Origin of the sequence: Streptomyces wedmorensis (assembly GCF_000716445.1) — a bacterium.
Classification (GTDB): Bacteria; Actinomycetota; Actinomycetes; order Streptomycetales; family Streptomycetaceae; genus Streptomyces; species Streptomyces wedmorensis.
This window is the reverse complement of the sequence record NZ_JNWK01000044.1, coordinates 90,147-109,492: the sequence shown is the minus strand read 5'-3', so window position 1 is coordinate 109,492 and position 19,346 is coordinate 90,147. Positions and strand designations below refer to the sequence as shown.

Below are 19,346 nucleotides of genomic sequence, written 5' to 3'. Positions count from 1 at the left end.
CGGTTCGGAAGAACCGGGGCCTCGGCCGTTTTTCGTGTGCCTCAGGTGCAGGTGAAGGCCGCCGGGGGCGGGTTGGTGCCCGTCCACCGGCCGGTGACGGCGTACGTGACGGAGCACACACCGGGGGCGGGCGGGGTGACCGGGCCGAACTGGCCCCCGGCGACGTCCGCGTACCCGCCGGTGAGCCTTCCCGAGGTGACGGCGGTGCCGAGGTGGACGCCGCGGGCGGCGGCGAGGTCCCGCAGCGGGGTGTCGGCGGCCGAGGCGGCGCCGGCGGGCAGGGTGGTGAGGGCGGCGGCCAGGAGCGCCGCCGCGGTGATCAGGCGACGGAGCACGTCGCGCCTCCGAGGGTGAAGGCGGCGGGTACGGGATTGGTGCCGGTCCAGCTGCCGGTGAAGCCGAAGGACGCGGAGGCGCCGGCGGCGACGGAGCCGTTCCAGGCGGCGTTCTGCGCGGTGACCGCGGTGCCGGTCCGGGCCGGGGTCGCGTTCCACATCTGGCCGATCCGCTGGCCGGCGGGGTAGTCCCAGCCGAGCTTCCAGCCGGTCCAGGCGGTGGTGGAGGTGTTGGTGAGGGTGACGTCCGCCTGGAAGCCGCCCTGCCACTGGTTGACGACCTCGTAGGCGACCTTGCAGGTGCCGGTGGGCGGGGTGCCGGGGTCGGTGCCGCCGTCCCCGCCGCCGGTCTCGGTGGTGTCGCCGTAGACGATGCCGCGTCCGTTGGTGGAGACGTACACCCGGCCGTAGACCCGGGGGTCGCCGGTGATCGCGCCGCCGGTCCAGCCCCACTGGTGGGCGTCGTCGTTGACGCGGACCCAGCTCGCGCCCGCGTCGGTGGAGCGGAAGATGCCGCGGACGCCGCCGATCCGCGCGCTGGTGTAGAGGGCGGGGTACGAGGCTCCCGGGGCGGCCTTGCCGAAGCCGACGGTGTCGGCCTGGTCGACTCCGGCGACGCGGGTGAAGGCGGCGCCGCCGTCGGTGGAGTGCCAGAGGCCGTACGTGGAGGCGGTGGATCCGCCGGCGAGCCAGATGTCTCCCTTCCTGCCGGGGACGGCCTTGAAGCGGGCCGGGCCCTCGGCGGGGAGGCCCGTGGCCTTCGCGGTGAAGCTCGCGCCGCCGTCCGTACTGACGTAGAAGGTGCCGGACTTGAAGCCGTAGAAGGTCAGCGGGTCGACGCGGTCGGACTCGACGGTCGCGCCCGCCGGGATGCCGGTGGAGGCCGTCCAGGCGCCTCCGGTGCCGGTGTGGACGCCGGTGCCGTCCGGACTCCACACGAAGCGGCTGCCGTCGGCGGAGGCGGCGACGGTGCCGCCGCCCGTGACGCCCGAAGGCTCCTGTCCGGCACGCCAGTTCGCACCGTTGTCGGTGGAGAAGGCGACGCGGGGGCCGCCGTCGAGGTGACCGGCCCGTACGACGGTGTCGGGCTCGGTCTCGGCGAAGTCGACGCTGGTGGTGGAGGTGAAGTTGGGTCCGGTGAACATCATCGACGGGACCTTGGTGAGGTCCGTGTGCCGGAAGCCCCCGATGTCGCCGAGGGCGCTGATGAGCGGTGCCCCGGTGGGCGGGGAGGCCAGGTCGAGGACGGCGGTCTCCTCGAGACCCTGGACCATCGGCCTGATGGTGAACTTCCCGCCCGTGTCCCACCGGGCGAGTTCGGTGGTGCCGTAGAGCGTGGCCCCGGTGCCGTACATCATGCGGTTCGAGTCGAAGGGGTCGATCTCCAGGGCCTCGGTCATCCAGCCGAGCTTCGGCGACTTCTCGGGCTGAGCGGGGCTGGCGCCCCAGGTCAGCCAGGGGGCGGAGGAGACGTCCATGGTGTAGCGCTCGGTCCGGTCGGGGTACGAGGTGTAGTCCCAGGCCCTGGTCCAACTCGCCCCGCTGTCGGTGGAGCGGAAGATCTGGGTGTCGGGATACCAGGAGCTGTAGCCGGAGACCATGACGGTGCCGGGGTGCTGCCGGTCGACGGTGAGGCCGCTGAAGCCGTAGTAGGTGTCGGCCTCGGCGGCGGGGCTGATGTTCTGCCACGCGCCGGTGGCGGTGGCGTACCGCCAGACCTGGCCCTTGCCGCCGTCGTACGGGCCCGCCCTGTCGCTGTACGCGAGGTAGAGGTGGCCGTTCGCCGCGTCGAGGACGCCCTTGTGGGCGAGGTGGCCGGTGGGCTGGCCGGGGAGCCGGGTCCAGGTGGCGCCGGCGTCGGTGGAGCGGTAGACGGCGTTGTCCTTGTCGCCGACGCCGGCGTAGATGGTGCGGGTGGCGGTGCCGGCGGTACCGGTGGACTCGTCGAACGTGACCCAGACGACGCCCTGTTCGTCGGAGTTGTAGCCGCTCGTGTCGGTCGGGTCCTGCTGGTGGTTCCCGGGGTTGGTGAAGGAGGTGACCTTCGCCCAGGTGGCGCCGGAGTCGGTGGAGCGCCAGAGGCCGTTGCCGCTGGGCGCGCCGAGGTAGAGGACGCTGTTCCGGTGCGGGTCGATCGCGAGGCGTTCGCCCATGCCGCGGCCCGGCATGTTGCCGCCGAGCTTGAAGGGGAGGTCGGCGCGCTGCCAGGTGGCGCCCCGGTCGGCGGAGCGCAGGACGGCGCCGTTGCCGGGGTCCCAGTCGTTGGTGTACGTGCCGACGGCCGCGTACACCCGGTTCGGGTCGACGCTGTCGGTGGCGAGGGCGACGACCCCGGTGTGGCCCCAGTGGTCCCAGTCGACGGAGTCGAGGAGCGGGGTCCAGGTGGCGGTGGCCTGGTTCCAGCGGTAGGCGCCGCCGATGTCGGTGCGGGCGTAGACGAGGTTCTTCTCGGCCCGGTTGAAGACGATGCCGGGGACGAAGCCGCCGCCGTCGATCCGGACGTTCTTCCAGCTGTACGAGGTGCTCGTGGCGGCGGGGTCGGCGGGTGCCGGTGCCGCCGTGACGTCGGGTGCCGCCGTCCCGAGGAGCCCGGCGGTGAGGGCGAGCCCCGCCAGGAGGTGACGTGTTCTGCGCATGGGGGTCCTGTCGAAGATTGAATGGGAGCGCTCCCACTATTGAGTGGACGTCAGAACACGGTCAAGGTCCCGACGTCGTCGAAGACGTTCGACGATCGTCGGCCGAACGGGTGAGCGGGAGCGGCGAGTTCCGCCCTCCCGGCGAGCTGTCCCCGGCCCCGCGGAAGGCGCCGCACTACGGTCGGGCGCCATGGGGTGGAGACGGAGACGGACGCGCGGCGGGGCGTACGGGCTCGCCCTCGCCCTCCTGCTCGGCCTGGGGCCCGCCGCCGGCTGCGCGATGGACCCGGCCGAGCCGCGCCCGGTCTCCGCGCGCGACCCGGTCGACGGCCGCGGGCGACCGGTCACCCTCACCGTCGGCGTGTTCGGCACCTTCGGCTTCCAGGAGGCCGGCCTCTACGACGCGTACATGCGGCTCCACCCGGACGTCGCCGTCCGGCAGACCTCCCTCACCCGCAACGACGTCTACTACCCGCAGCTGCTCACCCACCTCACCGCCGGCTCCGGCCTCGCCGACGTCCAGGCCGTCGAGGTCGGCAACATCGCCGAGGTGCTCGCCACCCAGGCGGAGCGGCTCGACGAGCTCGGCACGGCCCCCGGCGTCGACCGGCGGGCGTTCCTGCCGTGGAAGTGGGCGCAGGGCACCGCCGCCGACGGCCGCACGCTCGCCCTCGGCACCGACATCGGGCCGCAGGCCGTCTGCTACCGCAAGGACCTCTTCGCGCGGGCCGGACTGCCGACCGAGCGGGACGCCGTCGGGCGGCTGTGGGCCGGTGACTGGCGCAAGTACCTGGCGGCGGGCCTCCGTTACCGCGAGCGGGCCCCGGAGGGCACGGTCTTCACCGACTCCGCGTCCGGGGTCCTGGCGGCGGTCACCGGCAGCGCGGCCCTGCGGTACTACGACGAACGGGGCGACCTGATCGTGGCGGAGAACCCCGCCGTACGGGCGGCCTGGGACCTCGCGGCCGCGTTCGCCCGGCAGGGACTGACCGCCCGGCTCCAGCAGTTCACCCCGGGCTGGGACCAGGCCTTCGCGAACGGGACGTTCGCGACCATCGCCTGTCCCGCCTGGATGCTCGGCTACATCGAGGACAAGGCGGGACCGGCCGGGCGGGGCAGGTGGGACGTGGCCCCGGCGCCCCGGCCGGGCAGCTGGGGCGGCTCCTTCCTCGTCGTGCCGTCCGCCGGGCGGCGGCGCGCCGAGGCGGCCCGGCTCGCGGCCTGGCTGACCGCGCCCGCCCAGCAGGCGACGCTCTTCGCGCGGCGCGGCAGCTTCCCCAGCGCCTCGGCCGCCTACGCCCTCCCGGAGGTCGCGGACGCCCGGCACCCCTACTTCGGCGACGCGCCGGTCGGCGCGATCTTCGCCAGGGCGGCGCTCGGCGTCCCCCGGGCCCCCATCGGGCCGAAGGACGCCCTGGTCTCCCAGACCCTGGCCGACGTCGGGATGCTCCAGGTCGACCAGACGGGCCGCGCGCCGGACTCGGCCTGGCACGCGGCGATGCAGGCGATCGACAACGCGCTGGACCGGTGACCCGGATGACGGACGACGCGCCGGCCGGAGCGGCCGGCATGACGCGGACGAGGACCGCGACGGGACCGGCGGACGGGCCGGACCCCCGCGGCAGGGCCCGCGGCGCCCGCCGTGCGGGCCGCGGTGCCGCGCCCCGACGCGTCCGTACCGGCTCGCGCTGGACTCCGTACGTGCTCGTCGCGCCGTTCTTCGTCTTCTTCGGCGCCTTCGGGGTGTTCCCGCTGGCCGCCACCGCCTGGGCGTCGCTCTACCGGATGGAGCTGACCGCGCCGGACGAGCGGCAGTGGGTGGGGGTGCACAACTACGCGCGCCTCGCCGACGACACGTTCTTCTGGAACGCCCTGGCGAACACGGTCACCATCGGGATCCTCGCCACCGTCCCGCAGCTGCTGCTCGCGCTCGGCGTGGCACACCTGCTCGACGTGCGGCTGCGGGGCCGGGGGGTGTTCCGGGTCGTGGCGCTCGCCCCGTACGCCACGTCGGTGGCGGCGGCGACCCTGGTGTTCGCGCTGTTCTTCGGCCGGGACCACGGGATGGCCAACTGGGCGCTCGGGCTGGCCGGCCTCGACCCGGTGGACTGGCAGAACGGGCCGTGGGCGTCGAAGTTCGCGGTGGCGTCGATCGTGATCTGGCGCTGGACCGGCTACAACGCGCTGATCTATCTGGCGGCGATGCAGACCGTCCCGCCCGAGCTGTACGAGGCGGCGTCCCTCGACGGGGCCTCGCGGTGGCGCCAGTTCCTGCACGTGACGCTGCCGGGGCTGCGGCCGGCGATCGCCTTCACGGTGCTCGTGTCGACGATCGGCGCGACGCAGCTCTTCGGCGAGCCGCTGCTGTTCGGCAGCGGGGCGGGCGCGACGGGCGGCGCGGACCACCAGTTCCAGACGCTGGGCCTCTACCTGTACGAGCAGGGCTGGGTGAACCTCCATCTGGGGCGGGCCGCGGCGATCGCCTGGACCATGCTCCTGATCCTGGTCGTCGTGTTCGGCGCGGTCCGGGTGGCGCGGGCGCTGCTCGCACGCCGGGAGTCCGCACGCGAGGGGCTCGGACACGCGCGGTCCGGACGGTCCGGACGTGACGGGAGGCGGCGATGAGGACGGTGCGGGCCGGCTGGGGTACGTACACCCTGCTCACGCTGTTCGCGGTCGTCTCCCTGTTCCCGCTGGTGTGGACGGCGGTGGCGGCCTCGCGGACGAACACCCGGCTCGCGGCCACCCCGCCGCCCTTCCGGTTCGGGCGCAACCTGCCGCGGAACGTGGAGATCGCGTGGACCGACGCCCGGCTCGGCGAGGCGCTGGCGAACACCGCCGTGGTGGCCGGGACGGTGGCGGCCGGCACGGTGCTGTTCGCCACGCTCGCCGGTTTCGCCTTCGCCAAACTGCGGTTCCGGTTCCGGGGCACGCTGCTCCTGCTCGTGGGCGCGACGATGCTGATCCCGCCCCAGCTGGGGGTGGTCCCGCTCTATCTGCTGATCGCGCGGCTCCGCTGGACGGACGAGCTCCAGGCGGTGGTCCTGCCGTCGCTCGTGTCGGCCTTCGGGGTCTTCTTCATGCGCCAGCACCTGGGGCGGGCGCTGCCGTCCGAACTCCTGGAGGCGGCGCGGATGGACGGAGCGGGAACGGCGCGGACGGTGTGGCACGTGGTGCTGCCGGTGGCGCGGCCGGCGATGGCGGTGCTCGGGATGCTGTCGTTCGTGGCGGCCTGGAACGACTTCTTCTGGCCGGTGCTCGCGCTGACGCAGACCGGGAACCCGACGGTGCAGGTGGCGCTGACGGGTCTGGGGCGGGGGGCGGTGCCCGACCAGTCGGTGGTGATGGCGGGGGCGTTGCTCGGCACGCTGCCGCTGCTCGTGGTGCTCGCGCTGTTCGGACGGCACATCGTGGGCGGGGTGATGCGGGGCGCGGTGAAGGGCTGAGCGATGTCCGCGCCCTCTTCGTCCACGTCCGGTGCGCGCAGTGGCCGCGGCGACCCGCCTTCAGGCGTGAGGCGTTGCGGGGGACGGGTCCGGGCTCGCCGCTTGCGGTGCGCTCGATCGCGTCCACGTCGGCGTCAGTGCTTCAGTGCTTCAGTGCTTCAGTGCTTCAGTGCTTCAGTGCTTCAGTGCTTCAGCAGCAGCTTGAAGGCGACGATGAACAGGCCGAGCACCAGGTTGACCGTGGCGGTGACAGTCACCTCGCGCCATGAGGCTCCGACCCGGCGGGCGGCTGCCGCGGACCACCCGATCTGACCGGCGATCGCGACTCCGAGTGCCAGCCAGAGGGTACCGGCCATGTCCAGGCCCAGGAGCGGACTGACCGCGACCGCCACGGCGGGCGGGATCGCCGCCTTGAGGATCGGCCACTCGTCACGGCAGGCGCGCAGCACGATCCGGCGGCTCGGTGACCGCTGCGCCAGCCGCTCACCGAACAGCGTCGCGTGCACGTGCGCGATCCAGAACACGGCGCCGGTGAGCAGAAGGAGCACGACGAGCTCGATGCGCGGAAACTGGCCCAGGCTGCCGGCACCGACGACGACGGAGGCCGCGAGCATGGACCCGTAGACGGCGCCGGTGTAGTCGGCGTGCTCGCGACGCTCCGCCCTCCGGGCCGCACCGTCCTCGGTTCGGCGCATTCCGGCCTCCAGCAGGTTTCCGACCGCCGACTCCGCGGTGCCATCGACACGACTCCCCTCCAGCATGAAGGCCCACCGGAGAACCCGCCCGCCGCACGACCCGGTCGTTCGGACCCCCGCCAGGGCGGACCACCCGGGCGAGCACGAGCCCGCTCGGCGGGTCCGCCGCGTCGTCGGGCCCGGGCGATCTGCGACGACTACGACGACGAACGGGAGACCTCGCCCGTCTCCTGACGGAGGGCGGAAAGGGGTGCGCGCCCCGGTCGGCGGGTGGGGTGACTCCGACCGGGGCGCGCGGTGTGGGGGGCCTGGGGGGTGTGGGGGGCCTGGGGATGCGGGGCCGGGGGATGCGGGGCCGGGGGCGGCTACTTGTAGGCGGCGAAGGCCTTCGTGAAGGCCAGCGGCTGCTGGAGGATCGAGGAGCAGGTGGCGTCGGCGTAGTTCACGGCCCCCGCGGCGCACTGCTTGTCCCGGGTCGAGGACCACATCGAGAGCCAGCCGATGCCCTTGGACTTCGCGAAGTCGACCAGCTGGGTGGCGTCGTCGACCTTGAAGACCTCGCTCGCCACGTCGTTGACGCCGATCATCGGGGTGACGGCGACGGCCTTCCAGGCGGCCGCGTCGGAGAGCCCGAGGACCCCCTTGATCTGGGCCTGGGTCGCGGTCGCGGCCTGGATCGCGTACGTGCCCATGTCGGCGCTGTACGCCGGCCCGTAGTCCATCGCCATGATGTTGACCGCGTCGACGCGGACCCCGTTCCGCTTGGCGTCGGCGAGCAGGTCCACGCCGGGCTGGGTCAGGCCCTCGGGCATGACCGGCAGGGTGAAGGAGACGTTCAGGCCCGGGTGGGACTTCTGGAGCTGGGCGATCGCCTGGGAGCGGCGGGTGTTGGCGGCGGTGTCCGGGAGGGCCGCGCCCTCGATGTCGAAGTCGACCTTGGTCAGCCGGTACTGGTCGACGACCTTGCCGTACGCGGCGGCGAGCGCCGAGGAGGTCGAGCAGTTCAGGGCCAGCTCGTGACCGGCGGCGCCGCCGAAGGAGACGCGGACGTCACCGCCCTTGGCGCGCAGGGCGCCGATCTGGGCCGCGACCCTGTCGTTCGCCAGGTCGGTGACCCCGCCCCACAGCGGGGCGCAGGCGCCGCCGGAGGTGATGAAGGCGAGGTTGAACTCCTTGACGCCGGTGGCGTCGGCGGTCGCGAGCAGGTCGTACGCGGGGTAGAGCGAGGTGTCGACGTACGGGGCGTACTTCGCGGCCGAGGCGGGGGCACCCGTCGAGGTCGCGGTGGGCGTGGGCGTGGGCGTCACGGTGGCGGTCGCGGTCGGCTTCGGGCTCGCGGTGGCCGTGGCGGTGGGCGTGGGCTTCGCGGTGGCGGTCGCCGACGGGGAGGCGGTCGCGGTGGGCTGCTCGGTGGGGCGGCCGCTGGGGGTGGGGGCCGGGCCGCCGGACGAGCAGGCGGCCTTGTTGATGAGGCAGTTCGCCGGGTCGCCGGCCTCGCCCGCGGCCGCCGTGACGAAGCCGACGGTGACGGACTGGCCGGGTGCCAGCTGCCGGTTCCAGCTCGCGGGCTTCACGGTGACGTGCCGGCCGGAGACGGTGTGCTCGCCGTTCCAGAGGGAGCCGATGGTCGTGCCGGCCGGGAGGTCGAACTCCAGGGTCCAGTCCGACTGGGTGCCGGTCGTCTCGTTGGTGACGACGTACTGGCCGGTGTAGCCGCCGGTCCAGGAGCTGGTCCTGGTGTACGCGGCGCCGACGGCCGCGGCCTGCGCGGTGCCGGTCAGGGCGACGGCCGTGCCGCCGACGACGGCCGCCGCGACGACCGCTCCGAGGACCTTGGTCCTGGTGGTCGACCTGCGCCGGTGCGAACTCGTGCCCATCGCGTGCCTGCCTCTGCGTGCCGGGGGTGGTGGTGGGGTGCGGCAGCACGCTAGCGAGCGGGAACCGGACAAATGGGCGTAGCGGGACGCCGGCCGGGATTCTTACGGTCCGCTTAAGGAAGGCATCGGAACCAGGAAAGGTTCCGTGCCGGGCACGCCCCGCCGGTCAGCCGTCGACGGCCCGCCGGGTCCCCGTGCCGCCGCGCCTGCGCCGCGCCGGGCGGTGCCCGCGGCGGCCCGCGTCGGCGCCGCGGCGGCCGTCGAGCCCGATCCAGACGCGGACCTCGGTGCCGCCGAGGACCGAGTGGCCGATGCGGACGTCGCCGCCGGTGGTCTCCGCCATCCGCCGCACGATGTCGAGGCCGAGGCCCGTGGACCCGGCCCGGGCGCCGCTGTTGCCGCGGGCCAGTGCGGCGGCCGGGTCGGCGATGCCGGGTCCGGCGTCGGAGACCAGGACGATGACGGCGTCGTCGCCGTTGTGCAGGTCGATGGAGAAGGCGGTGCCCTCGGGGGTGTGGCGGAAGACGTTGCCGAGCAGGGCGTCGAGCGCGGCGACGAGTTCGGGGCGGGCGACCGGGATGCGGACCGGACGCTCGACGCCGGCGACCCGCACCCGGCGGCCCTCGTCCTCGGCCAGCGCCGACCAGAAGTCCATCCGTTCGCGCACCACTTCGGCGGCGTCGCAGCCCGCGCCGGGCCCGGTCGCCTGGGTCTGCGGCTTCGCCTCCCGGGCCGTGCGGATGATGATGTCGACCTCTCGCTCCAGCTGCTCGACGGCGGCACGGGTCTGGTCGGCGGCCGGGCCCGAGCCGAGTGAGGCCGCGTTGAGCCGGAGCACGGTCAGCGGGGTGCGGAGCCGGTGGGAGAGGTCGGCGGCCAGTTCGCGTTCGTTGGCGAGGAGTTGGACGACCTGGTCGGCCATCGAGTTGAAGGCGACGGCCGCCGACTTGAGCTCCGGCGGCCCCTCCTCGGGCACCCGCGCGCCGAGCCTGCCCTCGCCGAGGTCGTGGGCGGCGCCGGCGAGCCGCTGGGCGGGCCGGACCATCCGGATGCCGAGGCGGTCGGCGACGGCGACGGAGCCCACGATCAGGGCGGCGCCGACACCGGCCAGGACCAGCCAGGCGGTGGCGACCCCGTTGGTGACCTCGCCCTCGGGGACGAAGAGTTCGACGACGGCGACCTGGCCGCTGCTGAGCGCGGTGGGCTGGAGCAGCGCGAAGCCGCCCGGCACCTCGGCGATCGAGGCCCGGCCGAGGCTGCGGGTCGCCTCGAGCTCCTCGGCGCCGGCCCGCCGGGTGCCGATCTCCAGCGGTTCCGCGCCGGGTTCGGCGGCGGGCACGTGGATCGCGAGCCGTCCGGTGGCCCCGTCCTCGGTGGTCGCGACGGCCTTGTCCAGCTCGTCGCGGTCGGTGGTGATCGCGAGGACGGGGGCGAGCCCGGCGGCCCGCCGCTCGGCGTTGGAGAACGCCCGGTCGCGGGCCATCTCCTTCACGACGAGCCCGAGGGGTACGGCGAAGGCGACGACGACCATCACGGTGACGGCCAGGGACACCTTGACGAGCGCCCATCTCACGGCTGCGGCTCCCGGGGCGGTTCCAGCTTCACGCCCACCCCGCGCAGGGTGTGCAGATAGCGCGGCCGGGCGGCCGTTTCACCCAATTTCCGCCGTAGCCATGACAAATGTACGTCGATGGTCTGGTCGTCCCCGTACGACTGCTGCCACACCTCGGCGAGCAGCTCCTTGCGCGGGACGACCACACCGGGCCGCCCGGCGAGGAAGGCCAGCAGGTCGAACTCGCGCCGCGTCAGGTCCAACGCCGCGCCGTCCAGCTCCGCCTGACGGCGCAGCGGGTCGACGGTGAGCCCGCCGACCCGGATCACCCTCGACGGCGGCAGGTCCCCCGCCGAGGACCGCGCCCGGCGCAGGACGGCCGCCATCCGGGCCGACAGGTGGTCGACCGAGAAGGGCTTCACCAGGTAGTCGTCCGCACCGGCGTGGAGGAGCCGCACGATCTCCGCCTCGTCGTCCCGGGCGGTCGCGATGATCACCGGTACGTCGGTGATCCCGCGCAGCATCTTGAGCGCCTCCGACCCGTCCAGATCGGGCAGACCGAGGTCCAGGATCACGACGTCGAAGCGGAAATGGGCGACCTCGCGCAGCGCCTCCAGAGCCGTGCCGACGCTCCGTACCGTGTGGGAGGCCTCGGTCAGCTGCCGAATGAGGGCCGAGCGCACGAACTGGTCGTCCTCGACCACGAGCACACTTGCCATGGGGCGCACCGTACGCCATTCGGGGGAACGTGAGAGCAATCTCCACCCTCCGGTACGGCCCTTCGCCAGGTGGTGCACTATGTCCCGGTGCGAAGAGGACTCGTTCACGCCCTGGCCTGGTCGCTCGCCACCGGCGCGGCGGTCACCCTGTCCTGGTGGGGAGTGCACACCGTGCTGTCCGGCACCGTCTACGACCCCCCGCGCGCGCTGCCGCTGCCACCCGGCACCAGCGTCGGAACGGCCGCCTCCGGCAGCGACCCGCTGGCCTCGTCGCCCCACGGCCCCGGGCCCGCCGAACCCTCCGGTCCGGCCGCCCCGACGGCCACTCCGAGCGCGAGCCGTACGACCGCCGCCACCCCGTCCGCGACCCCCTCCCGCACCCCGAAGCCGACCACGGCGGCCCCCAGCACGCCCGCCACGGACTCCGGTTCCGACTCAGGCCCGGGGTCCGGGGACGGCGTGAAGAGCTATCCGGTCGACGGCGGCCGGGTCACCTTCGACCTCGGGGAGACCTCGGCCGAGCTGGTCTCGGCGACACCCGCCTCCGGCTGGCAGATGCAGGTGTGGAAGCAGCCCACCTGGATCCGGGTCACCTTCACCAAGGACGGCCGCGAACTGTCGGTCTTCTGCCTCTGGCACGACAGCGCCCCCCGCGTCGAGATCGAGGACCGGCAGGCGTAGCGCGGGCCCGGCGGTCTCCCGGAACCGGCAGGCGTACCGGCCCCGGCGGTCGCACGGGCCCGGCGGTCTCAGCGGAAGACGGACGCGGGCGGTACGGGCGACGGCTTGGCGCTCGCGTCGGTGACCGGCGCCGCTCCCCCGGCGAAGTCGGCGAGCGCCCGCCCGTGCTCCACCCGGCCCGGGTGCGGGTCGGTGGCGACCCGACGGGTCAGCTCGGCCACCGGGAGCGCCGTGTCCGAGGCGAGCAGCACGGCGTTGCCGAAGCGGCGGCCGCGCAGCACCGTCGGGTCGGCGGTCAGCGCCAGCTCCGGGAAGACGGCGGCGGCGGTGGCGATCTGGCCGCGCAGATGGGTCAGCGGCGGGCCGTCGGCCAGGTTCGCCGCGTAGAAGCCACCGGGCCGCAGCACCCGCCGCACCTCGGCGAGGAACTCGGTGCTGGTCAGATGGGCGGGTGTGCGGGCGCCGCTGAACACGTCGGCGATGACGAGGTCCGCCCAGCCGTCCTGGACCTTGGCGAGCCCGGCCCTGGCGTCGGTGGACCGGACGCGGATGCGGGCGCCCGCGTCGAGCGGCAGTTCCCGGCGGACGAGCTGGACCAGGGGTCCGTCGAGCTCCACGATCTGCTGGGTGGAGCGGGGCCGGGTCGCGGCGACGTACCGGGCGAGGGTGAAGGCACCGCCGCCGAGGTGCACGACCTGGAGCGGCCGGTTCGGCGGGGCGGCGAGGTCGGCGATGTGGCCGAGGCGCCGCTGGTACTCGAAGGCGAGGTGGGCCGGGTCGTCCAGGTCGACGTGCGACTGCGGGGCGCCGTCGATGAGCAGCGTCCAGCCGCGCGGACGTTCCCGGTCGGGTATGAGTTCGGCGAGACCGCCGTCGACGGTCTCGACGACGGAGACGGCCGCCGCCGCCCGGTCACGCTGCTTGTTCCTGGCCACGGCCCCATTATCGGGGCACTCGGGACGGACCCGCCCGAGATGGGCCCCGCCGCCGCACGGGGCCGCTCAGCGACAGCCGTCGGCCGCCTCGATCAGCCGCGCCGCCTCGCCGAGCGCCTCGCGCAGGACGACCGGGTCGGTGACCGGGTCGGTGTCGCCGGGGGGCAGCAGCCAGCCGGCCGGCCGTGGGGTGTCGCCCGCGGGCTCGGGCAGCTCCGGCAGCTCGGGAAGGCGCAGGCCGCGCCCCGAGGTCCGCGTACAGGCGCTGCCCGGCATGTCCCAGGCGGCGGCCGTACCGGGCGGCACCAGGAAGCCCAGGGTGTCGCAGGTCCCGTCGTGCACGACGGGACCGACGGCGGGGGCGCTGCCGCGCCGCAGGATGTCGACCGCCTCGAGTCCCTGGCGGACCGGCACCGTGACCAGGTCCCAGGGTTCGGCGGCGGACTGGGGGGCGTCGTCGTCCGGCGCGGACGCGTGCCGCGTGGCCGACTGCGAACCGATCTCCGACATGGGACCCCTCCTCGCTCCTGAGGAGACACGAGCCGTCTCTCCTTTACGGTTCAACGCCCGTGCGCGTCAACGGCTACGGCGCCATGCCGCCGCAAAGGATGGCAGTTCATGGCAGATCGCAGGCGAGATATCCGATTTGTAGCCAAACTCAGCGTACGCATCCGGTCACAGCAGGTACGTTCTTGCCGCCGGACACCCGGCAGCACCAGGAGAGGGCTCGCCATGGCGACGTCACGGGCAGTTCCCAATCTCGCCTTCCGCCGGCTTCGCGGACAGCACTCGCCGGCGGAGTTCGCGGCGGCGGTCCGCCGGGCGGCGCGGGAGATCGGCGAACAGGTCGCGTGCGACGCCCGTTACATCGGGCGCGTGGAAGCGGGGGAGATCCGCTGCCCCAACTACGCGTACGAGCGGGTCTTCCTGCACATGTTCCCCGGACTCGGCCTCGCCGACCTGGGGTTCTCCGCGCGGGAGACGGTGCGCGGCCGGCGGCAGGCCGTCCCGGCCGGGGCAGCGCCTCCCGCCACCATCACCACCCGGAACGATGAGGAGAGCGACGTGCTGCGTCGCGCATTCATGACGAGCGGCTCCGCCACCCTGGCGGCCGCCTCGCTCGGACTCGGCGGCCCCGCCGTCGCGATCCCCGCCCCCCGCGGCACCCACCGGATCGGCGAGGCCGAGGTGCGGGCCGTCGAGGACGCCGTACGGCGGATCCGTCTGCTGGACGACCGGCACGGCGCCGACGGGCTCTACAAGGTCGCCGCCCAGCCGCTGCGCACCGCGTACGCGCTGCTCGACACCGGCACCATGGGCCGCCGCTCCACCGAGGACCGGCTGCACGCGGGCGCGGGCGAGCTCTCCCTCTCCGTCGGCTGGCTGGCGCACGACTCGGGCCGCCACGAGGACGCGCGCTCGCACTACGCCGAGGCGCTCGCCACCGCGCGCGTGGCAGGGAACGCGGCTCTGGAGGCGCACGCGTTCTGCAACACCTCGTTCCTGGCCAGGGACACCGGCCGGTACCGCGAGGCGGTGCGGGCGGCGCAGGCCGGTCTGCGGGCGGCGCAGCCGCTGGACTCGGCGCGGCTGCGGTCGCTGCTGTCGCTGCGGGAGGCGGGCGCGTGGGCGGGACTCGGCGACCGCTCCGCCTGCGAGCAGGCCCTCGGCCGCGCCCACGGCTTCTTCGACCGGGGTCCGGCCGACGGCGACCCCGAGTGGATGTCCTTCTTCGGCGAGCCGGAGCGGGAGGCCCTGGAGGCGCAGTGCTGGTCGGCGCTGGGCGAATGGGGGCGGGCGGCCCGCCACGCCCACCGGGCCACGGTCCTGCAGAATCCGCACTTCGCCCGCAACCTGGCGCTCTATCGGGCCCACCTCGCCAAGGACCTGGCGTACGCCGGGCGTCTCGACGAGGCGGCGGTGGAGGCGCGGCGCGTGGCGGACTCCATGGAGGGCATCGCCTCGGCCCGCATCCGCGGCATGCTCGCCGAGACGAACCGGGTCCTCGCCTCGCGCTGAGGATCCGTACGGACCGGGGCGGACCGGGGCGGACCCGGGCGGACCCGGGCGGACCCTGCGGGCGGGGCCGGCCTGCGGGTCCGGGCGATCGACGTCGGGTGATCGGCGTCGGCCCGGTCCGGGCTCGACAGGGCGCCGGGCGCGCCGGGCGCGCCGGGCGCCCTCCGGTCCTACTCCAGGTGGCCGGTGTCGTTCCAGCGCTCGAGCGCCGGGGCGCCGTACGCCCAGCCGAGGACCGAGAGGCTCGTCGGGTCGAGGCGGATGCGGGACGCGAAGGACACGTCCTCGCCGAGCCAGCGGGCGGCGATGGAGCGCAGGATGTGGCCGTGCGCGAAGACCAGGACGTCCCCGTCGGCGGAGCGGACCCGGTTCACGACCTCGTCGGCGCGGTCCGAGAGCTGCCCGAGGGTCTCGCCGTCGGGGACGCCGTCGCGCCAGATGAACCAGCCGGGCTGGACGGCCTGGATCTCGGGCGGGGTCATCCCCTCGTACGCGCCGTAGTCCCACTCCATGAGGGCGTCCCACGGCTCGGCCCGCTCGCCGAAACCGGCGAGCTCACAGGTCTCGGCGGCCCGCACGAGCGGGCTGGTGCGGACCTCGACGCCCGGCAGTCCCTGCCAGGATCCGCGGTGCAGGCGCTCACCGAGCAGCTTCGCGCCGCGCCGCCCCTCGTCGAGCAGCGGGATGTCGGTCCTGCCGGTGTGCCGGCCGAGAAGTGACCACTCGGTCTGGCCGTGCCGGGCGAGCAGGATGCGCGGTGCCATGGGAAGGACGCTCCAGGGGTTCACGGTGCGGACGTGCCTCTCCCATCATCGCCCAGCCGAATTCCCGGTGACGCCCGGGCAACCCCCCGGGGGCGTCCGGCGTCCCCTCCCCGGGGCGGACATCTTCTGGGGGGACTTCATCCATGGGCAAGCCACGGTGGTGGGCCGAGCTGTCGCTGATCGCCGTCGTGTACGCGGCGTACACCGGCGGGCGGCTCCTCGTGCGCGGCGACGAGGCGGCCGCCGTGGAGAACGGGCTCGCGATCCTGCGGAGGGAGGAGGCGCTCGGGATCGACGCCGAGCACCCGCTGAACAGGCTGTTCACGGACGTCCCGGCGCTGGGGATCCCGGCGGACTTCGCGTACGCCTCCCTGCACTACCTCGTGACCCCGGCGATCCTCGTGTGGCTGTTCCGTCGCCGCCCCGCGCACTACCGGTCCGCCCGCACCTGGCTGATGGTCTCCACCCTCCTCGGCCTGGTCGGCTTCACCCTGCTGCCGACCTGCCCGCCCCGGCTGCTCGACCCGGTGTACGGCTTCACCGACACGATGGCGCACTTCAGTGCGTACGGCTGGTGGGGCGGCGAGGCCAGCGCGCCGCGCGGGCTCGGCGGGATGACGAACCAGTACGCGGCCATGCCCAGCCTGCACGTGGGGTGGGCGCTGTGGTGCGGGGTGATGCTGTGGCGGTACGGGCGGACGCCACTGGCGAAGGCGCTGGGGGTGGCGTATCCGCTGGTCACCGCGCTGGTCGTGATGGGGACCGCCAACCACTACCTGCTCGACGCGGTCGCCGGGGTGGCCGTCATGGGGGCGGGGCTGTTCCTCGCCGCGCACGTGCCGCGGGTCGCCGGGCGGCGGGGCCGGGAACCGGAAGCTCCCCCCGTTGTCAGTGGCGGATGGGAGACTTCCCCGGGTGAGCGCATCCCCGGACAGCGGTCCGTCCCTACCGCCGCAGACGACACGTCGATTGCTCGCTGAGCTGCGCGGACCGGCCGTCGTGCCGCGCCCGCTGGACGCGCGGGCCCTCGCGGCGCTGGCCGCCAACCCCGGCTGCCGGCGGCGGGCCCTCCTCGACGGCGCCGGGGTCGACAAGTCCGTGCTGGCCGCGAAGCTCGGCTCACCGGCCCCCTTCGGCCAGTCGCAGTTCGCGATCGTGCGGGGCAACTCCTTCGAGGCGAAGGTGAAGGCGGACGGCGGCCGTGAACTGCTGCGCCTGATCGGCGCCGAGGAACCGGGCGAGGTCTCCGTGCCCGATCTGGCGGCGGCCGGACCCGAAGGCCGCACGGCCCGCACGGCGCTGGCGCTGCGGGAGGCGACCGGGTCCGGCGGATGGACGCTGCTCGACCATCCGCTGCTCGCCCTGGAGGTGGCGGGCTCGCCGGTCTATCTGGAACCGGACGCCGTGGTGGTCCGCCCGGACGGCGGGTGGACGGTCGTGGAGATCAAGTCGTTCCCGATGATCGACGGTTCGGCCGACGCGGCGAAGGTCGGCGCGGCGGCCCGGCAGGCCGCGGTGTACGTGCTCGCGCTCGAACGGGTGGCGGCGCGCACCGAGGGCGCGCGGGTGGCGCACTCGGTCGTCCTCGTCTGCCCCAAGGACTTCTCGAACGTGCCGACCGCGTCGGTCGTCGACGTGCGCAAGCAGCGGTCGGTCACCCGCCGCCAGCTGGACCGGCTGACCCGGATCGACGAGATCGCCGCCGCCGTGCCGGAGGGCGTCAGCTTCGACGTGGCGGAGCGCTCGCCCGAGGAGCTGGCGGCGTCCGTGGAATGCGTGCCCCACCAGTACGCGCCGGAGTGCCTGGCCGCCTGCGAGCTGGCCTTCCACTGCCGGTCGCGGGCCCGCGAGGCCGGCGCGGTGGAGACCCTGGGCCGTTCGGTACGGGCCGAGCTCGGCGGCCTGACGACGGTCGGCGCGGTCCTCGCGGCGGCGCGCGGCGAGCAGGGCGATCCGGCGGACCCGGCGGTCGCGGCACTGCGCCGGGCGCGGTCACTGCGCGCGGAGGCGCTGGCGACGGCGGGGCTCCCGGGCGGGAAGGCCCTGGCGGGGACGGAGGGCCCGGGATGTCGCTGATCTCCATGCTGGCCCGGATGGAGGCCGTCGAGTCGGGCCGGGCGCAGCCCCTCGCGACCGTGCGGCACCGGCGTCTGTCGGAGCGGCCGCTCGTCCTCGTGCCGCTGACGACCGCCGGCGAGGCGGGCGCCCCGCTGGGCGCGCTCGTCGGCACCGATCCCGAGGAGCCGCGGCTGCTCGTGGTGGCCCAGCCCCGGGACCGGGACCTGCGGTTCGCGTTCCTCGCCGACCTGGCGGAGGAGGTCCTGCCGTACGTCGACTCGTTCACGGACGTCGTCGAGGCGGCGGAGCGCAACGAGGTCGACCCCGAGAGCGGCAAGAAGGTGAAGGTGGAGGTCGAGCTGTGCGCGGACGCGCCGCAGCTGATCGTGCCGAGCCGGGCGGGCATCGAGTACGTACGGCTGCTCGGGCGGTCCACCCGGTTCCGGCGGACGGCCGAGCAGGACCCCGAGACGCCGTTCCCCGCGCCGCCGCGGGTGCCGCTGCTCGGGCGCTGGCTGACCCACTTCGGCGAGCGGGCCCGGGTGCCCGGCTCCTCGCTGCTGCTCGCGGCGACCGACCTGCTCAACCGGCACTGGGCGACCGGCCAGTCCTCCCTCGAGGACCAGCACCTGGGCGCGCTGCTGGCCTGGATCGATCCGACCGAAGGGCAGCCGGGCGCCGAGGCGGCGCTGCGGGCCGAGGTGGGCCGGGACGCCCAGGGCCAGTTGCTGTGCCCGCCGGCCGGGCCCGCGACCGACCCGGCCTTCGACAACCGGCTCCTCGCACCGGCGATCGAGCGGTACGACCGGGCCCGGCAGGCGCTCGGCGCGGCCGAGGACGGCGAGGCCGCCGACCGGGGCCTGGGCGAGCTGCACGCGGCCGAGCGGGAGCTGCGCCGGCTGGTGGCGTCGCAGCTGAAGCCGACCTGGGACGCCGTGTGGCGGGCGGTCGGGCTGCTGCGGGAGCTGCCGGAGGGGTCCCGCGTCGAGGACCGCTGGACCCGCGACCGCTGGTCCTTCACCGGCCACCGCGACCGGGTCACCGCCGGTGAGCCGCCGCAGCCGCGCCGGGACGACGCCGTGACGGCGGCCTCCAAGCTCGCCGCCCGCGAGCAGGCGCAGGGCCAGCTGGAGGCGCAGGAGGCGCTGGACGACCCGCTGGTGCTCGCCGGTCGGCGGCTCGCGGGCGAGGCGTTCACCGCCGAGGTGGTCGAGGTGACGATGGCCTGGACCGAGTCGAAGCGGCCCGCGCCGCGTCCGCTCCTCGCGGTCCGCACGGACGACCGGCCGCACCTCGGCGAGAAGACCAAGGTGTTCCGGTCGCTCGACGGGAAGCCGCAGGCGGCGGAGTTCGTGCGCCACGAGGAGGACGGCTCCCTGGTGCTCCGTGTCCTGGACCGCATGGGCCGGTCGCGGGAGCCCGCGGAGGGTTCCGTGCCGGAGAAGGGCGAGCGGATCTCCTGGACGCTCTTCGAGCACGAGCAGCGCGTCGGCCCGAAGCTGCCCGATCCGGAGGAGACGCCCTGGACCCACGGCGGCCCACCCCGCACGGACGCCGTCGAACTGCCCGACGCCGTGACCCCTGAGGACGTGTTTTGATCCCCGAGGACGTACGTGACCCGCGAGGACC

17 protein-coding genes are annotated in these 19,346 nt (G+C 74.5%); 8 read left to right on the top strand and 9 right to left on the bottom strand.

Annotation, left to right across the window (positions count from 1 at the left end; all coding sequences use genetic code 11):
- Window positions 1-41 precede the first annotated feature (41 nt).
- Together OO54_RS29575 and OO54_RS29570 are read right to left on the bottom strand one after the other, a co-directional pair.
- Window positions 42-335 (bottom strand): hypothetical protein, encoded by a 294-nt coding sequence (locus OO54_RS29575; protein ID WP_033208398.1) that lies wholly within the window; start codon window positions 333-335, stop codon window positions 42-44.
- A complete protein-coding gene (locus tag OO54_RS29570) occupies window positions 320-2,971 on the bottom strand; it encodes a cellulose binding domain-containing protein (RefSeq protein WP_033208396.1) in 2,652 nt (883 codons plus the stop codon). The genes OO54_RS29575 and OO54_RS29570 overlap by 16 nt, the downstream gene beginning before the upstream one ends.
- A 190-nt stretch (window positions 2,972-3,161) precedes the next feature.
- Between OO54_RS29570 and OO54_RS29565 the strand changes: the two genes are divergently transcribed.
- Genes OO54_RS29565 through OO54_RS29555 form a run of 3 tightly spaced genes read left to right on the top strand, consistent with a single transcriptional unit; the run spans window position 3,162 to window position 6,417 of the window.
- Window positions 3,162-4,502, top strand: coding sequence for an extracellular solute-binding protein (locus OO54_RS29565; protein WP_051787268.1), 1,341 nt, complete (start codon window positions 3,162-3,164; stop codon window positions 4,500-4,502).
- Window positions 4,503-4,540: 38 nt separating this feature from the next.
- Window positions 4,541-5,596: a carbohydrate ABC transporter permease gene (locus OO54_RS29560; RefSeq protein WP_051787272.1), complete on the top strand. Its 1,056-nt coding sequence runs from the start codon at window positions 4,541-4,543 to the stop codon at window positions 5,594-5,596.
- A complete protein-coding gene (locus tag OO54_RS29555; protein WP_033208393.1) occupies window positions 5,593-6,417 on the top strand; it encodes a carbohydrate ABC transporter permease in 825 nt (274 codons plus the stop codon). The genes OO54_RS29560 and OO54_RS29555 overlap by 4 nt, the downstream gene beginning before the upstream one ends.
- A 182-nt stretch (window positions 6,418-6,599) precedes the next feature.
- Here OO54_RS29555 and OO54_RS29550 read toward each other — a convergent pair whose 3' ends face one another.
- The 4 genes from OO54_RS29550 to OO54_RS29535 all read right to left on the bottom strand — a co-directional run bounded on the left by OO54_RS29550 (window position 6,600) and on the right by OO54_RS29535 (window position 11,260).
- Window positions 6,600-7,112: a hypothetical protein gene (locus tag OO54_RS29550; protein WP_033208390.1), complete on the bottom strand. Its 513-nt coding sequence runs from the start codon at window positions 7,110-7,112 to the stop codon at window positions 6,600-6,602.
- Between the two features lie 365 nt (window positions 7,113-7,477).
- Window positions 7,478-8,989 (bottom strand): glycoside hydrolase family 18 protein, encoded by a 1,512-nt coding sequence (locus OO54_RS29545; RefSeq protein ID WP_033208387.1) that lies wholly within the window; start codon window positions 8,987-8,989, stop codon window positions 7,478-7,480.
- A 166-nt stretch (window positions 8,990-9,155) separates the two neighbouring features.
- Complete coding sequence (locus OO54_RS29540) at window positions 9,156-10,562, bottom strand: sensor histidine kinase (RefSeq protein ID WP_033208384.1); 1,407 nt, start codon at window positions 10,560-10,562, stop codon at window positions 9,156-9,158.
- Window positions 10,559-11,260, bottom strand: a complete 702-nt coding sequence (locus OO54_RS29535; RefSeq protein WP_033208381.1) for a response regulator transcription factor — start codon at window positions 11,258-11,260, stop codon at window positions 10,559-10,561. The genes OO54_RS29540 and OO54_RS29535 overlap by 4 nt, the downstream gene beginning before the upstream one ends.
- Before the next feature lie 87 nt (window positions 11,261-11,347).
- Here OO54_RS29535 and OO54_RS29530 point away from each other — a divergent pair, with 87 nt between their 5' ends.
- Entirely contained in the window at window positions 11,348-11,941 is a 594-nt protein-coding gene (locus tag OO54_RS29530) for a hypothetical protein (protein WP_033208379.1), read from the top strand.
- Between the two features lie 68 nt (window positions 11,942-12,009).
- Here OO54_RS29530 and OO54_RS29525 read toward each other — a convergent pair whose 3' ends face one another.
- Complete coding sequence (locus OO54_RS29525) at window positions 12,010-12,876, bottom strand: spermidine synthase (RefSeq protein ID WP_033208376.1); 867 nt, start codon at window positions 12,874-12,876, stop codon at window positions 12,010-12,012.
- 66 nt (window positions 12,877-12,942) lie between these two features.
- Entirely contained in the window at window positions 12,943-13,386 is a 444-nt protein-coding gene (locus OO54_RS29520; RefSeq protein ID WP_033208375.1) for a hypothetical protein, read from the bottom strand.
- A 222-nt stretch (window positions 13,387-13,608) separates the two neighbouring features.
- On the opposite strand from OO54_RS29520, the gene OO54_RS29515 reads away from it, so the two are divergent.
- Window positions 13,609-14,895 (top strand): NsdA family TPR-like regulatory protein, encoded by a 1,287-nt coding sequence (locus tag OO54_RS29515; protein ID WP_033208372.1) that lies wholly within the window; start codon window positions 13,609-13,611, stop codon window positions 14,893-14,895.
- A 170-nt stretch (window positions 14,896-15,065) separates the two neighbouring features.
- Here the strand turns inward: OO54_RS29515 and OO54_RS29510 are convergent, their stop codons facing one another.
- Entirely contained in the window at window positions 15,066-15,659 is a 594-nt protein-coding gene (locus tag OO54_RS29510; protein ID WP_033208371.1) for a histidine phosphatase family protein, read from the bottom strand.
- 143 nt (window positions 15,660-15,802) lie between these two features.
- On the opposite strand from OO54_RS29510, the gene OO54_RS29505 reads away from it, so the two are divergent.
- From OO54_RS29505 to OO54_RS29495, 3 genes are read left to right on the top strand one after another with little or no spacing between them, the layout of a single operon-like run.
- Window positions 15,803-16,639 carry a phosphatase PAP2 family protein gene (locus OO54_RS29505; RefSeq protein WP_033208370.1) on the top strand — a complete coding sequence of 279 codons (837 nt, stop codon included), beginning with the start codon at window positions 15,803-15,805 and terminating at the stop codon, window positions 16,637-16,639.
- A complete protein-coding gene (locus OO54_RS29500; protein ID WP_033208369.1) occupies window positions 16,575-17,735 on the top strand; it encodes a hypothetical protein in 1,161 nt (386 codons plus the stop codon). Before OO54_RS29505 ends, OO54_RS29500 begins: the two co-directional genes overlap by 65 nt.
- Window positions 17,726-19,315 (top strand): hypothetical protein, encoded by a 1,590-nt coding sequence (locus OO54_RS29495; protein ID WP_033208368.1) that lies wholly within the window; start codon window positions 17,726-17,728, stop codon window positions 19,313-19,315. Before OO54_RS29500 ends, OO54_RS29495 begins: the two co-directional genes overlap by 10 nt.
- Window positions 19,316-19,346: the final 31 nt, after the last annotated feature.

What these genes read in the sequence shown, in the direction of transcription:
- OO54_RS29495 (WP_033208368.1), top strand. Translation starts at nt 17,726, where the DNA reads ATGTCGCTGATCTCCATGCTGGCCCGGATGGAGGCCGTCGAGTCGGGC.
- OO54_RS29570 (WP_033208396.1), bottom strand. Translation starts at nt 2,971, where the DNA reads ATGCGCAGAACACGTCACCTCCTGGCGGGGCTCGCCCTCACCGCCGGG.
- OO54_RS29550 (WP_033208390.1), bottom strand. Translation starts at nt 7,112, where the DNA reads ATGCGCCGAACCGAGGACGGTGCGGCCCGGAGGGCGGAGCGTCGCGAG.
- OO54_RS29560 (WP_051787272.1), top strand. Translation starts at nt 4,541, where the DNA reads ATGACGCGGACGAGGACCGCGACGGGACCGGCGGACGGGCCGGACCCC.
- OO54_RS29510 (WP_033208371.1), bottom strand. Translation starts at nt 15,659, where the DNA reads ATGGCACCGCGCATCCTGCTCGCCCGGCACGGCCAGACCGAGTGGTCA.
- OO54_RS29520 (WP_033208375.1), bottom strand. Translation starts at nt 13,386, where the DNA reads ATGTCGGAGATCGGTTCGCAGTCGGCCACGCGGCACGCGTCCGCGCCG.
- OO54_RS29545 (WP_033208387.1), bottom strand. Translation starts at nt 8,989, where the DNA reads ATGGGCACGAGTTCGCACCGGCGCAGGTCGACCACCAGGACCAAGGTC.
- OO54_RS29515 (WP_033208372.1), top strand. Translation starts at nt 13,609, where the DNA reads ATGGCGACGTCACGGGCAGTTCCCAATCTCGCCTTCCGCCGGCTTCGC.
- OO54_RS29505 (WP_033208370.1), top strand. Translation starts at nt 15,803, where the DNA reads ATGGGCAAGCCACGGTGGTGGGCCGAGCTGTCGCTGATCGCCGTCGTG.
- OO54_RS29535 (WP_033208381.1), bottom strand. Translation starts at nt 11,260, where the DNA reads ATGGCAAGTGTGCTCGTGGTCGAGGACGACCAGTTCGTGCGCTCGGCC.
- OO54_RS29555 (WP_033208393.1), top strand. Translation starts at nt 5,593, where the DNA reads ATGAGGACGGTGCGGGCCGGCTGGGGTACGTACACCCTGCTCACGCTG.
- OO54_RS29565 (WP_051787268.1), top strand. Translation starts at nt 3,162, where the DNA reads ATGGGGTGGAGACGGAGACGGACGCGCGGCGGGGCGTACGGGCTCGCC.